Source organism: Pseudomonas sp. B22(2017) (assembly GCF_002113105.1).
Lineage (GTDB): Bacteria > Pseudomonadota > Gammaproteobacteria > Pseudomonadales > Pseudomonadaceae > Aquipseudomonas > Aquipseudomonas asiatica.
In genome coordinates, this window is the sequence record NZ_NEJN01000007.1 from 103,866 (window position 1) to 117,499 (window position 13,634).

Below are 13,634 nucleotides of genomic sequence, written 5' to 3' on the forward strand. Positions count from 1 at the left end.
CTCAGGTTTCGGACCGCACCCTATGACCACCCAGCGAATCGGTTTTCTCATTTGGCCCAGCACCCGGCCCTTGACCCTGGCGCTGGCCGAGGAAGTGTTGCAGGTGGCGCAGCGGGTGCACCCGGAGGTGGTCTACGATCTGGTCTTTCTGCAGGCGGAGCCGGCGCAAGAGGGTAGCTGGCGTTTGCCGGGCGAGCCGTGGAACGGTCGCCTGGAGGGGTGTCACAAGCTGTTCCTGTTGGCTGACGAGCAGCCGCCGGCGGTGGGGGCTGCGTTGTCGACGGCGCTCAAGCAGTTGGCGCGCAGTGGCTGCATGATTGGCGGCCTGTCGGCCGGGGTCTACCCTCTGGCGATGCTGGGCCTGCTCGACGGTTACCGGGCTGCGGTGCACTGGCGTTGGCAGGATGATTTTGCCGAGCGCTTCCCCAAGGTTATCGCCACCAGTCACCTGTTCGACTGGGACCGCGATCGCCTGACCGCTTGTGGCGGCATGGCCGTGACCGACCTGCTGCTGGCAGTGTTGGCCCGTGATCACGGGGCGGAGTTGGCCGGGGCGGTGTCGGAGGAACTGGTGGTCGAGCGCATTCGCGAGGGTGGCGAGCGCCAGCGTATTCCGCTGCAGAACCGCCTGGGCTCCAGCCACCCCAAGCTGACCCAGGCGGTGCTGCTGATGGAAGCCAACATCGAAGAGCCGCTGACCACCGACGAAATTGCCCAGCACGTGTGCGTGTCGCGCCGGCAGCTGGAGCGCATCTTCAAGCAGTACCTGAACCGTGTGCCGAGCCAGTATTACCTGGAGCTGCGGCTGAACAAGGCGCGGCAGATGCTGATGCAAACCAGCAAGTCGATCATCCAGATCGGGCTGTCCTGCGGCTTCTCCTCGGGGCCGCATTTTTCCAGTGCCTACCGCAACTTCTTTGGCGCAACGCCGCGGGAGGACCGCAACCAGCGGCGTAGCAGCAGCCCGTTCGAGCTGAGCTCGGCGCCTGCCGAAAAAGGCTGATATTTCGAGGGGGTTCGGGGCGTATGCCTTGGGTTTGATGGTGCGGCGGAAATCGAGCGCCGCCCACGCGGCGCTTCGCAGCACAAGGCTGCTCCTACATCTGTTTCCGGCCAGTCACGCCTGCACCATCGCACGCGACCGCCTGGGTTGCCCGACGCGATATCTAGGTGGACACCAAGGGGGCGCGCGCCCTCGCCTCAGGAATAACTGGCCCGAAACAGATGTAGGAGCAGCCTTGTGCTGCGAAGCGCCGCGCGGGCGGCGCTCGATCTCACAGGCGCCACACGAACCTCGCCGGACATCCTGCACGATTCACCAGGCAACCAGCCCCTCACAAACCTTCGTGTACACCCGTTCACCCAGCCCCCCTCTCTCCCGTACACTGCGCGATTGCGACAGTGTTTGTCGCATTGCCGAAAGCCTTGTCAAAACTGGGTTTTGCGCTGTAACAAGTTGTCGCTTGGCCGCAAGGACAGGCGCGGATCAGTCCTTACAATCCCCCCATCGCTCGCCACTTCCAGGCCAGCGTTCCTCTTCAGGAGACTCAGATGTCCGTTGAGCAAGCCCCGGTGCAACGTGCCGATTTCGACCAGGTCATGGTCCCCAACTATTCTCCGGCGGCCTTCATTCCTGTGCGAGGCGAGGGCTCCCGTGTCTGGGACCAGTCGGGTCGCGAATTGATCGATTTTGCCGGTGGCATCGCGGTCAACGCCCTGGGCCACTGCCACCCGGCACTGGTCAAGGCCCTGACCGAGCAGGCCAATACCCTCTGGCACGTATCCAACGTGTTCACCAACGAGCCGGCCCTGCGCCTGGCCCACAAGCTGGTGGACGCCACCTTTGCCGACCGTGCGTTCTTCTGCAATTCCGGCGCTGAGTCCAACGAGGCCGCCTTCAAGCTGGCCCGTCGTGTTGCCCATGACCGCTTCGGCCCGGAAAAGCACGAAATCATCGCCACCGTGAACAGCTTCCACGGCCGTACCCTGTTCACCGTAAGCGTCGGTGGCCAGCCGAAGTACTCCGATGGTTTCGGCCCGAAGATCACCGGCATCAGCCATGTGCCGTACAACGACCTGGAAGCGCTGAAGGCACAGATTTCCGACAAGACCTGCGCCGTGGTGATCGAGCCGATCCAGGGCGAGAGCGGCGTGGTGCCGGCCGACAAGGCCTACCTGGAAGGCGCGCGCAAACTGTGTGACGAGCACAACGCCCTGTTGATCTTCGACGAAGTGCAGACCGGCGTTGGCCGTACCGGTTCGCTGTATGCCTACCAGCACTACGGCGTTACCCCGGACATCCTGACCAGCGCCAAGAGCCTGGGCGGCGGTTTCCCGATCGGTGCCATGCTGACCACCACCGAGCTGGCCAAGCACTTGGCTGTCGGCACCCACGGCACCACCTACGGCGGCAACCCGCTGGGCTGCGCCGTCGCCTGCGCGGTACTGGACGTGGTCAACACCCCGGAAACCCTGGCCGGTATCAAGGCCAAGCATGAGCGCTTCAAGGGCCGCCTGGAGCAGATCGGCCAGAAGTACAACCTGTTCAGCCAGGTGCGTGGCGTTGGCCTGCTGCTGGGCTGCGTGCTGACCGAGGCCTGGAAAGGCAAGGCCAAGGACGTGCTCAACGCCGCCGAGAAAGAAGGCGTGATGGTGCTGCAGGCCGGCCCGGATGTGGTCCGCTTCGCGCCAAGCCTGGTAGTTGAAGACGCCGACATCGACGAAGGCCTGGACCGCTTCGAGCGCGCCGTGGCCACCCTGACCAAGGGCTGATCCGCCCGCGGTCCCTTTGCCGGCCACGGTGCAGGCTCAGCCCGAGTCTGTACCGGGCCGGTGATACCCGATCCCAGTGCAGGTGCCAGTGCATCTGCCGTTTTTCCGTGCCGCCGTGAGCGGCCCGTATTCCAAAGGAGTGACACCATGCTGGTGATGCGCCCCGCGCAAATGGCTGATCTGAACGAAGTGCAGCGCATGGCTGCAGACAGCCCCATTGGTGTCACCTCGCTGCCGGACGACACCGCTCGCCTGGGCGACAAGATCGCCGCATCCGAGACTTCCTTCGCCGCCGAGGTCAGCTTCAACGGTGAAGAAAGCTACTTCTTCGTGCTCGAGGACAGTGAAACCGGCAAGCTGGCCGGTTGCTCGGCCATCGTCGCTTCAGCGGGCTACTCCGAGCCGTTCTACAGCTTTCGTAACGAGACCTTCGTGCACGCCTCGCGCGAGCTGAAGATCCACAACAAGATCCATGTGCTGTCGCTGTGCCATGACCTGACCGGCAACAGCCTGCTGACCAGCTTCTATGTGCTGCCGGAACTGGTGAACAGTGGCTGGGCCGAGCTCAATTCGCGTGGCCGCCTGCTGTTCATGGCCGCTCACCCGGAGCGTTTCGCCGACTCGGTGGTGACCGAGATCGTCGGCTACAGCGACGAGCAGGGCGAATCGCCGTTCTGGGATGCCATCGGTCGCAACTTCTTCGACCTCAACTACGCCGACGCCGAGCGCCTGTGCGGCCTGAAGAGCCGCACCTTCCTCGCCGAACTGATGCCGCACTACCCGATCTACGTGCCGCTGCTGCCTGACCTGGCTCAGGAAGCCATGGGCCAGGTGCACCCGCGGGCGCAGATTACCTTCGACATCCTCATGCGCGAAGGCTTCGAGACCGAGCACTACATCGACATCTTCGACGGTGGCCCGACCCTGCATGCGCGTACCTCGGGTATCCGCTCGATCGCCCAGAGCCGGGTTGTGCCGGTGAGGCTCGAGGAAGCCCCGGTCAAGGGCGGGCGCCCGTACCTGGTGTGCAACGGCCAGTTGCAGGACTACCGCGCGGTGCTGCTGGACCTGGACTGGGTGCCCGGCAAGCCGGTCAGCCTGAGCCCGGCAGTCGCCGAGGCGCTGGGGGTGGGCGAGGGTGCCAGCGTGCGCCTGGTTGCGGTCTGAGGTCTGGCAACAGACGTTTCGGGATTGATGCGTTAGAAGAGTTTCGCGCCGGCCGCCGCCGCCGCAAAAGGAGATAGCATGATCGTTCGTCCTGTACGCAGCAGCGATTTGCCTGCGTTGATCGAATTGGCACGCAGCACCGGTACCACCGGGCTGACCACGCTGCCGGCCAACGAAGAGCGCCTGGGGCATCGCGTTGGCTGGGCGGAGAAGAGCTTCCGCGGCGAAGCCGAGCGTGGCGACACCGACTACCTGTTCGTGCTGGAAAACGACGAAGGCATGGTGGTGGGCATCAGTGCCATTGCCGGTGCCGTTGGCCTGCGCGAGCCCTGGTACAACTATCGGGTCGGCCTGACCGTCAGCGCCTCGCAGGAGCTGAAGATCTACCGCGAAATCCCCACCCTGTTCCTGGCCAACGACCTGACCGGCAACTCCGAGCTGTGCTCGCTGTTCCTGCGCAGCGACTACCGCTCCGGCCTCAACGGCCGCCTGCTGTCGCGGGCGCGCATGCTGTTCATCGCCGAGTTCCCCGAGCTGTTCGGCAAGAAGATCATCGCCGAAATGCGCGGCATGTCCGACGAGCAGGGCCGCTCGCCGTTCTGGGAAAGTCTGGGCCGGCACTTCTTCAAGATGGAGTTCAGCCAGGCCGACTACCTCACCGGCGTGGGCAACAAGTCGTTCATTGCCGAACTCATGCCGAAGTTCCCGCTGTACACCTGCTTCCTGTCCGAGGCGGCGCGCAACGTGATCGGCCGCGTGCACAAGGACACCGAGCCGGCGCTGGCCATGCTCAAGCAGGAAGGCTTCAACTACCAGGGCTACGTCGACATCTTCGACGCCGGCCCCGCCATCGAGTGCGACACCTCCAGGATCCGCGCCGTGCGCGAGAGCCAGACCCTGGTGCTGGCGGTGGGCACGCCGGGCGATGACGCGACGCCTTACATCATCCACAACCGCAAGCGCGACGACTGCCGCATCACGGCCGCACCTGCGCGGCTGGCTGCCGGTACCCTGGTGGTCGACCCCTTGACCGCCAAGCGCCTGCGCATGGGCGCCGGCGACAACGTGCGCGCCGTGCCGCTGTCGGCAAGCCGGGAGGCCCAGTAAATGACCACGCATTACATCGCAGGCAATTGGCAGGTTGGCCAGGGCGAAACCCTGCAGTCGCTCAACCCGGTGACGCAAGCCGTCGTCTGGCAGGGGCAGGGCGCTGACGCCAGCCAGGTGGGTGCCGCCGTGCAGGCTGCGCGTCAGGCCTTCCCGGCCTGGGCGCAATTGAGCCTGGAGGCGCGTATCGATGTGCTGGAGAAGTTCGCCGCGCAACTGAAAGCGCATGCCGAAGCCATGGCCCAGTGCATCGGCGAGGAAACCGGCAAGCCCCTGTGGGAGTCGGCGACCGAAGTCACCAGCATGATCAACAAGGTCGCGATCTCGGTGCAGAGCTACCGCGAGCGCACCGGCGAGAAGAGCGGCCCGCTGGCCGATGCCACGGCCGTGCTGCGGCACAAGCCCCATGGCGTGGTGGCGGTGTTCGGCCCGTACAACTTCCCTGGTCACCTGCCCAACGGCCATATCGTGCCAGCGCTGCTGGCTGGCAACTGCGTGGTGTTCAAGCCCAGTGAGCTGACGCCCAAGGTGGCCGAACTGACCGTCAATTGCTGGATTGCCGCCGGGCTGCCGGCGGGTGTGCTCAACCTGGTGCAGGGTGCGCGCGAAACGGGTGTGGCGCTGGCCGCCAACCCAGGTATCGATGGCTTGTTCTTCACTGGCTCCAGCCGCACCGGGAACCTGCTGCACCAGCAGTTCGCCGGCCGCCCGGACAAGATCCTGGCCCTGGAAATGGGCGGTAACAACCCGCTGGTGGTGGACGAGGTCAAGGACCTCGATGCGGCGGTGTACACCATTATCCAGTCGGCGTTCATTTCCGCCGGCCAGCGCTGCACCTGCGCCCGTCGTCTGCTGGTGCCGCAAGGCGCTTGGGGTGATGCGCTGATCGCGCGCCTGGTCGAGGTGAGCAGATCCATCACGGTCGGGGCGTTCGACCAGCAGCCGGCGCCGTTCATGGGTTCGGTGATCTCGCTGCAGGCGGCGCGGGCGCTAATTGCGGCCCAGGCCGAACTGGTCGCCAAGGGCGCCGTGAAGCTGCTGGAAATGACCCAGCCACAGGCCGATGCCGCACTGCTGACCCCGGGCATTGTCGATGTCACCGCTGTGGCCGAGCGCCCGGACGAAGAGTTCTTCGGCCCGCTGCTACAGGTGATCCGCTATGCCGACTTCGATGCCGCCATCGATGAGGCCAACAACACCCAGTACGGCCTGGCCGCCGGCTTGCTGTCCGACTCCCACGCCCGTTACCAGTACTTCTGGCTGCGCAGCCGCGCCGGCATCGTCAACTGGAACAAGCAACTGACCGGTGCCGCCAGCAGTGCGCCGTTCGGCGGCGTGGGTGCCAGTGGCAACCACCGCGCCAGCGCCTATTACGCAGCGGACTACTGCGCTTACCCCGTGGCTTCGCTGGAGACCGCCAGCCTTGCCTTGCCGGCAACCTTGACGCCGGGCGTCACCCTATAACAACAGGTCACGGAGCCTAGCCGATGAAATCCTACGAAGTGAATTTTGATGGCCTGGTGGGGCCTACCCACAACTATGGCGGCCTGTCCTACGGCAACGTGGCTTCGCAGAGCAACAGCCAGCAGGGTTCCAACCCGCGCGAAGCCGCGCGCCAGGGCCTGGCGAAGATGAAAGCGCTGGCCGACATGGGCTTCAAGCAGGGCGTGCTGGCGCCGCAGGAGCGCCCGGACGTGGCTGCACTGCGCCGCCTGGGCTTCAGCGGCAGCGATGCCGAAGTGATCCAGCGTGCCGCCAAGGAGGCCATGCCATTGCTGGTGGCCAGTTGCTCGGCTTCGAGCATGTGGGTGGCCAACGCCGCCACGGTCAGCCCCAGTGCCGACACTGCCGATGGCCGCGTGCATTTCACTGCTGCCAACCTCAACTGCAAGTACCACCGCAGCATCGAGCACCCGACCACCAGCCGCGTACTGGGGGCCATGTTCAGCAACGACAAGCACTTTGCCCACCACGCGGCACTGCCTGCCGTGGCACAGTTCGGTGACGAGGGGGCGGCCAACCACACGCGCTTCTGCCGTACCTATGGCGAGGCCGGCGTGGAGTTCTTCGTCTACGGCCGCAGCGCCTTCGACAGCCGCTACCCGGCGCCGCAGAAGTACCCGGCCCGGCAGACCCTGGAAGCCTCCCAGGCCGTGGCCCGGCTGCATGGTCTGGGCGATGACGGCGTGGTCTACGCTCAACAGAACCCGGCGGTGATCGACCAGGGCGTGTTCCACAACGATGTGATTGCGGTGGGCAACGGCGAGGTGCTGTTCTACCACGAGGACGCTTTCCTCGAGACGGACGCGGTACTTGGCCAGCTGCGAGCTAAACTGGCCAGCAAGGGTGGCAACTTCCAGGCCATCTGCGTGCCGCGGGCGGCGGTGACGGTAGAGGACGCAGTGCGTTCATACCTGTTCAACAGCCAGTTGCTCAGCCGCGACGACGGCTCCATGCTGCTGGTGGTGCCGGAAGAGTGCCGCAACAACGAGCGGGTCTGGGCCTATCTGGGCCAGTTGACCAGCCAGGGCGGCCCGGTGCGGGAGGTGAAAGTGTTCGACCTCAAGCAGAGCATGCAGAACGGCGGTGGGCCGGCTTGCCTGCGTTTGCGCGTGGCGTTGAAGGAAACGGAACTGGCAGCGGTCAACCAAGGCGTTATCATGACCGCCTCGCTGTACGACACCCTGTTGCAGTGGGTCGACAAGCATTACCGCGATCGCCTTGGCGAGGCGGACCTGGCCGACCCGCAATTGCTGGTGGAATGCCGTACGGCACTGGACGAATTGACCCAGATCCTGAAGTTGGGCTCGGTGTATCCGTTCCAACGCCAACCTTGAAGAGAGACTTTGCAATGACCGACGCCCTGCGCCTTATCCTGGAAGATGAAGACGGCACCCAGCTGGAAACTTCCTGCACCCGCTTTGCCGTCGTCTGGCAAGGCAAGGAAGTGTGGATTCAGCAGGATGGTCGTGGCCAGCTGCTGATCGGCGTGGATGTCGAGGAAGACGACACCGAGTACGCCAACCTGCTGCTGCGCCCGATGGCCACCAACCTGGTCAGCCTGCAGCTGGAAATGGAACCGGCGGAGGTCGGCGAAGACGACGATCACGTCCATGGCCCCGATTGCGGCCACCACCACTAAGGAAGTACCTATGCTCGCCCTTGGCAAATTGCTTGAGCTGACCCTCACCGATCACGAACCGGCCGAGAAGACCCAAGTGACACCCAAGGGCGCGCGTTTGCGCTGGCTGGGGGAGGGCGCGCTCGAAGTGCGCCCGGCCGAAAACGAGGATTGCGGGCTGGACCTGCTGCTGTCCGCCGGCATCCACGGCAACGAAACGGCGCCGATCGAGTTGCTCGAGCGGCTGCTGCATGGCGTGGCCAACGGCAAGATCAAACCCAAGGCCCGGGTGCTTTTCCTGTTTGGCAACCCCGCAGCGATCCGCAAGGGCGAGCGCTTCATCGAGCAGGACATCAACCGCCTGTTCAACGGCCGCCACGAGCTGTCCAGTGGCTTCGAGGCATTGCGTGCCGCCGAGCTGGAACAGTTCGCCCGGGTGTTCTTCAGCAAGGCGGGGCGCAGCCGCCTGCACTACGACTTGCATACCGCCATCCGCGGCTCGAAGATCGAGCAGTTCGCCTTGTACCCTTATAAAGAGGGGCGCAAGCATTCCCGTCGCGAGCTGGCACGCCTGGCGGCGGCGGGCATGGAGGCGGTGTTGCTGCAGAGCAAGTCTTCCATCACTTTCAGCGCCTTCACCTACGAGCAGTTGGAGGCCGAAGCCTTCACCCTGGAGTTGGGCAAGGCCCGCCCGTTCGGCCAGAACGAGGAGGTCAACCTCGACAAGCTGGAGGAGCGGCTGATCAGCATCATCGAAAACACCGAGCCCGAAGGCGAAGGCTCGCTGGATGGCCTGCAGCTGTTCAGCGTTTCCCGCGAGATCATCAAGCACAGCGACAGCTTCCACCTGCACCTGCCTGCAGACATCGAGAACTTCTCCGAGCTGAGCAAGGGCTACTTGCTGGCCGAGGACCTGGCCGAGACGCGTTGGGTGGTCGAGGAGGAGGGCGCGCGCATCATCTTCCCCAACCCCAAGGTCAAGAATGGCCTCAGGGCGGGGATTCTGATCGTTCCCGACTCCGGCCAGCGATTAGGCTGAGCTGGCCCCGATAGCCTGGGTTCACGGCTGTGTGCGCAGCTCCAGTTGCAACGCCTGACGCAGCCCGTTTTCAGTGAAGGCGGGTGGGTTGGTGTTCAGGGCGGTGCTGCCGCCGAATGTGAACCTGCAATCGGTGGGCAAGCCGATGCTCTGTAGCAGCAGGTTGTCCACCGGATAGGCGCCGTTTTTGCCTTGAACCTCGGTCTGGCCCGGAAAGACGGTGCCTGACATCGAGTTCCAGCCTTGGCACAGGCAGCGGTACAGGTCGAGCAGTGGCAGTTGCGCAGCGGTCGACCAGCCTGGGTTGTATGCCAGTGTGCCGCCGCTGTATCCCCAGCTACTCTGGTTTTCGTCGATGATGAAGTGGCCTTCGTCTTCATCTTCTTCGTGGTCGCTGGGTGTATAGGTCGTGAATTGGTGTCTGGCTGCTTCGATCACGCTGATCGGGGCTCCGGACTGCCCGGCCTTTTTATCCAGGGCCGCCAGTAGCGCCTGGCCACAGGGTAGTTTGCGCAGCAGTTCCAGCGCATCCTCTGCCGCTTGGCTGAATTGGTCGCTACCCGTCACTCGCACGCCGATATTGCCCAGGGCCTGATGTTCGGCCATCACGGGCCGGGCCAGTCGTGCATCGTTTTCGGCATTGCGGTAGAACTCGACCCTGGATGACTCGCGGCCAAGCAGGCGGTGCCCCGTGGCGTTGACAACCGCGTCGCCCTTGTCGATGAGTACCGGGCCGCTACCGACCACAATCTGGTGCGTGCCGGTATGGGCGTCGATGTGGACGATACCTGCGCCGGTCTCGATCCTGTTGCCGGTCCCTATCATGTCGATCAGCACCGTCTTCTTCACCTCCGGGGCTATGACCACGTGGTGATTGCCATCGGTGAGGCGAATGGCAATGGCTTGGGCGGTATGCGCGGGGACCATGAATACCGCATCGTTGATGGTCACTTCCAGCAGGCATTCGCGCGGGGCGATACGTACGCGCTTTTGCTGTTCATTCGCGCGCAGCGCACGCGGGGCCACGTTGAAGACCAGCAACTCGCTGTTCGGGGTGCTGCGGCGATAGCGCCGCCCCAATGGATAGGCGCGTTCGAGGGTGATTCGCACATTTTCGTCGGCCTGGATGTACTTGACCTCGGTCTGCTGCCGAGGGTTGTCTTCGTTATTGTCGAAGGCGGTTTGCGAGTGGCCGGGTTCCCGGGCGTCGATGTAGTAGATCGGTCTCGGGTTGGCCTGCATGATGCCGTGGGGTAGCGGATGCGGGTCCGAGTGGAGTTTGGATATGTTCAGCTCAGGCATGGAGTGCTCCGGCAGCGAGGGTGGGCCGGCAGGATCCCGTTCCACTGCCCGGGTCAGGTGTTGCTTATGTACCGCATGGGTGGGCCCGCAGGTCTGCTTTTCCGCTCTGGTCGTGCTAATGAACGGCTTTTCATCCGCCGATTGCTGTTCTGGTGTACAAACACACTGTATCTCCCGTTCAGGCTGGATATAATGGCGCCCTTTGCCGTCGTTTCGTCGATTCGACGTATTAGCCCAAACGGCCGCCGTTTCCGTGGAAGAACCTATGAAAAGCGCAGAAATCCGTGAAGCCTTCCTTCGCTTCTTCGAAGAGCAGGGACATACCCGAGTCGCCTCCAGTTCGCTGATCCCGAACAACGACCCGACCCTGCTGTTCACCAATGCCGGCATGAACCAGTTCAAGGACTGCTTCCTCGGTGCGGAGAAGCGTGCCTACACGCGTGCCGTCAGTAGCCAGAAGTGCGTGCGCGCAGGTGGCAAGCACAACGACCTGGAAAACGTCGGTTACACCGCGCGTCACCACACCTTCTTCGAAATGCTGGGCAACTTCAGCTTCGGTGACTACTTCAAGCGCGACGCGATCACTTTCGCCTGGACCTTCCTGACTTCGGAAAAATGGCTGAACCTGCCCAAGGAAAAGCTCTGGGTCACCGTCTACGCCACTGACGACGAAGCCTACGATATCTGGACCAAGGAAGTCGGCGTGCCGGCCGAGCGCATGGTGCGCATCGGCGACAACAAGGGCGCCCCGTACGCTTCCGACAACTTCTGGACCATGGGCGACACCGGCCCATGCGGCCCGTGCACCGAGATCTTCTACGACCACGGCCCGGACATCTGGGGCGGCCCGCCCGGCTCCCCGGAAGAAGACGGCGATCGCTACATCGAGATCTGGAACAACGTCTTCATGCAGTTCAACCGCACCGCCGACGGCGTGCTGCACCCGCTGCCAGCGCCGTCTGTGGACACCGGCATGGGCCTGGAGCGCGTCAGCGCCGTGCTGCAGCACGTGCACTCGAACTACGAGATCGACCTGTTCCAGAACCTGCTGTCGGCCGCGGCCAAGGCCATCGGTTGCAGCAATGAGGGCCAGGCCTCGCTGAAAGTGGTCGCCGACCACATCCGTTCGTGCGGCTTCCTGATCGCCGACGGCGTGCTGCCGTCCAACGAAGGCCGTGGCTACGTGCTGCGCCGCATCATTCGCCGCGCCTGCCGCCACGGTAACAAGCTGGGCGCCAAAGGCAGCTTCTTCTACCAGATCGTTGCCGCGCTGGTCGCTGAAATGGGCGAGGCCTTCCCGGAACTGAACAGCCAGCAGGCGCACATCGAGCGCGTGCTCAAGGCTGAAGAAGAACAGTTCGCCAAGACCCTGGAGCAGGGCCTGCGCATCCTTGAGCAGGACCTGGCCCAGCTCGAGGGTGATGTGGTGCCGGGCGACGTGGTGTTCAAGCTGTACGACACCTACGGCTTCCCGGTGGACCTGACCGCCGACATCGCCCGTGAGCGCGAGCTGACCATCGACGAAGCCGGTTTCGAGCGCGAGATGGACGCCCAGCGTGAACGTGCCCGTTCCGCCAGCGCCTTCGGCATGGACTACAACAGCCTGGTCAAGGTCGACAGCGCCACCGAGTTCCTCGGCTACGAGGCCACCGAAGGCCAGGGCAAGATCATCGCCCTGTACAAGGACGGCCAGGCCGTCGACCAGCTGGGTGAAGGCGAGCAGGGCGTGGTCGTGCTCGACCGCACGCCGTTCTACGCCGAATCCGGTGGCCAGGTGGGCGACACCGGCTACCTGCAGGCTGGCGCTGCGCGCTTCGACGTGCGCGACACCACCAAGACCGGTGGTGCCTTCCTGCACCACGGCGTGGTTGCCAGCGGTGCGCTGGTGATCGGCTCCCCGGTCGAGGCCAAGGTCGATGCCGACGTGCAGCACGCCACCTCGCTGAACCACTCCGCCACCCACCTGCTGCACGAAGCGCTGCGCCAGGTACTGGGCGAACACGTACAGCAGAAAGGCTCGCTGGTCGACAGCCAGCGCCTGCGTTTTGACTTCAGCCACTTCGAGGCGGTGAAACCGGAGCAGATCAAGGCCCTGGAAGACATCGTCAACCGTGAAGTGCGCAAGAACACTGCGGTGGAAACCGAACTGACCGACATCGAAACCGCCAAGGCCAAGGGTGCCATGGCGCTGTTCGGCGAGAAGTACGGCGACACCGTGCGTGTGCTGAGCATGGGCGGCGATTTCTCGGTGGAGCTGTGCGGCGGTATCCACGCCAAGCGCACCGGTGACATCAGCCTGTTCAAGATCATCAGCGAAGGCGGCGTGGCCTCTGGCGTGCGCCGTATCGAAGCGGTCACCGGCGCTGCTGCGCTGGCCTACCTGAACGCTGCCGAAGAGCAGGTCAAGGAAGCCGCGCAGCTGGTGAAGGGTAACCGCGACAACCTGATCGACAAGCTGTCGGCTGTGCTCGAGCGCAACCGCCAGCTGGAGAAGCAGCTGGAACAGCTGCAGGCCAAGGCCGCCAGCGCCGCCGGGGATGATCTCTCCAACGCGGCCGTTGAGGTCAAGGGCGCCAAGGTGCTCGCCGCCCGCCTGGATGGACAGGACGGCAAGGCACTGCTGGCGCTGGTCGATCAGCTGAAGAACAAGCTCGGCCACGCAGTGATCCTGCTGGGCAGCGAGCATGAGGGCAAGGTTGTGCTGGTGGCCGGCGTGACCAAGGACCTCTCCAGCCAACTCAAGGCTGGCGATCTGATGAAACAAGCCGCTGCGGCGGTGGGTGGCAAGGGCGGTGGTCGTCCGGACATGGCTCAGGGTGGCGGCGTCGACGTCGCCGCACTGGACCAGGCCCTGGCGCTGGCCGTGCCATTCGCAGAGCAGGGACTTTGAGATGAGGGGGCCGGCGGTCTAGTGGCCTGTACGGCTAATTCTTGCGCTCAAATTCGAGTGCCAGGGTTTGCCGCGCAAGGCGCCGCGACGAGTCGTAGCCGGGCTACGGCGAGGAGTGGCAACGCAGCGAGGCGAATCCTGGTGCCGAATTTGGGTGCAAGAATTAGCCACACAGGCCACTCCCATCCGGCCTCTTCATGTTGGATTGTTTTTTGGGGCCCTGTATGGGCTGAGGC

10 protein-coding genes are annotated in these 13,634 nt (G+C 64.2%); 9 read left to right on the forward strand and 1 reads right to left on the reverse strand.

Features of this window, described 5'->3' with window-relative positions:
• Positions 1-22 precede the first annotated feature (22 nt).
• From argR to astE, 8 genes are all read left to right on the forward strand, one after another.
• Positions 23-1,003, forward strand: a complete 981-nt coding sequence (gene argR / locus CAG18_RS16165; RefSeq protein ID WP_054573802.1) for a transcriptional regulator ArgR — start codon at positions 23-25, stop codon at positions 1,001-1,003.
• 548 nt (positions 1,004-1,551) lie between these two features.
• Positions 1,552-2,772 (forward strand): aspartate aminotransferase family protein, encoded by a 1,221-nt coding sequence (locus tag CAG18_RS16170; RefSeq protein ID WP_015271268.1) that lies wholly within the window; start codon positions 1,552-1,554, stop codon positions 2,770-2,772.
• Positions 2,773-2,919: 147 nt separating this feature from the next.
• The gene (aruF, locus tag CAG18_RS16175) at positions 2,920-3,939 is read left to right on the forward strand and encodes an arginine/ornithine succinyltransferase subunit alpha (protein ID WP_085721188.1); all 1,020 of its coding nucleotides are present in this window, start codon (positions 2,920-2,922) and stop codon (positions 3,937-3,939) included.
• A gap of 78 nt (positions 3,940-4,017) precedes the next feature.
• Positions 4,018-5,046: an arginine N-succinyltransferase gene (astA, locus tag CAG18_RS16180; RefSeq protein WP_013973651.1), complete on the forward strand. Its 1,029-nt coding sequence runs from the start codon at positions 4,018-4,020 to the stop codon at positions 5,044-5,046.
• Positions 5,047-6,510: a succinylglutamate-semialdehyde dehydrogenase gene (astD, locus tag CAG18_RS16185; RefSeq protein WP_039612610.1), complete on the forward strand. Its 1,464-nt coding sequence runs from the start codon at positions 5,047-5,049 to the stop codon at positions 6,508-6,510. It begins immediately after the preceding gene.
• Positions 6,511-6,533: 23 nt separating this feature from the next.
• Complete coding sequence (astB, locus tag CAG18_RS16190) at positions 6,534-7,883, forward strand: N-succinylarginine dihydrolase (protein WP_015271266.1); 1,350 nt, start codon at positions 6,534-6,536, stop codon at positions 7,881-7,883.
• A 14-nt stretch (positions 7,884-7,897) separates the two neighbouring features.
• The gene (locus tag CAG18_RS16195; RefSeq protein ID WP_003256592.1) at positions 7,898-8,188 is read left to right on the forward strand and encodes a topoisomerase II; all 291 of its coding nucleotides are present in this window, start codon (positions 7,898-7,900) and stop codon (positions 8,186-8,188) included.
• A gap of 10 nt (positions 8,189-8,198) precedes the next feature.
• Complete coding sequence (gene astE, locus CAG18_RS16200) at positions 8,199-9,206, forward strand: succinylglutamate desuccinylase (protein WP_015271265.1); 1,008 nt, start codon at positions 8,199-8,201, stop codon at positions 9,204-9,206.
• A 21-nt stretch (positions 9,207-9,227) separates the two neighbouring features.
• Here astE and CAG18_RS16205 read toward each other — a convergent pair whose 3' ends face one another.
• Positions 9,228-10,508, reverse strand: a complete 1,281-nt coding sequence (locus CAG18_RS16205) for a M91 family zinc metallopeptidase (RefSeq protein ID WP_085721189.1) — start codon at positions 10,506-10,508, stop codon at positions 9,228-9,230.
• 265 nt (positions 10,509-10,773) lie between these two features.
• Here CAG18_RS16205 and alaS point away from each other — a divergent pair, with 265 nt between their 5' ends.
• The gene (gene alaS / locus CAG18_RS16210) at positions 10,774-13,398 is read left to right on the forward strand and encodes an alanine--tRNA ligase (protein ID WP_085721190.1); all 2,625 of its coding nucleotides are present in this window, start codon (positions 10,774-10,776) and stop codon (positions 13,396-13,398) included.
• Positions 13,399-13,634: the final 236 nt, after the last annotated feature.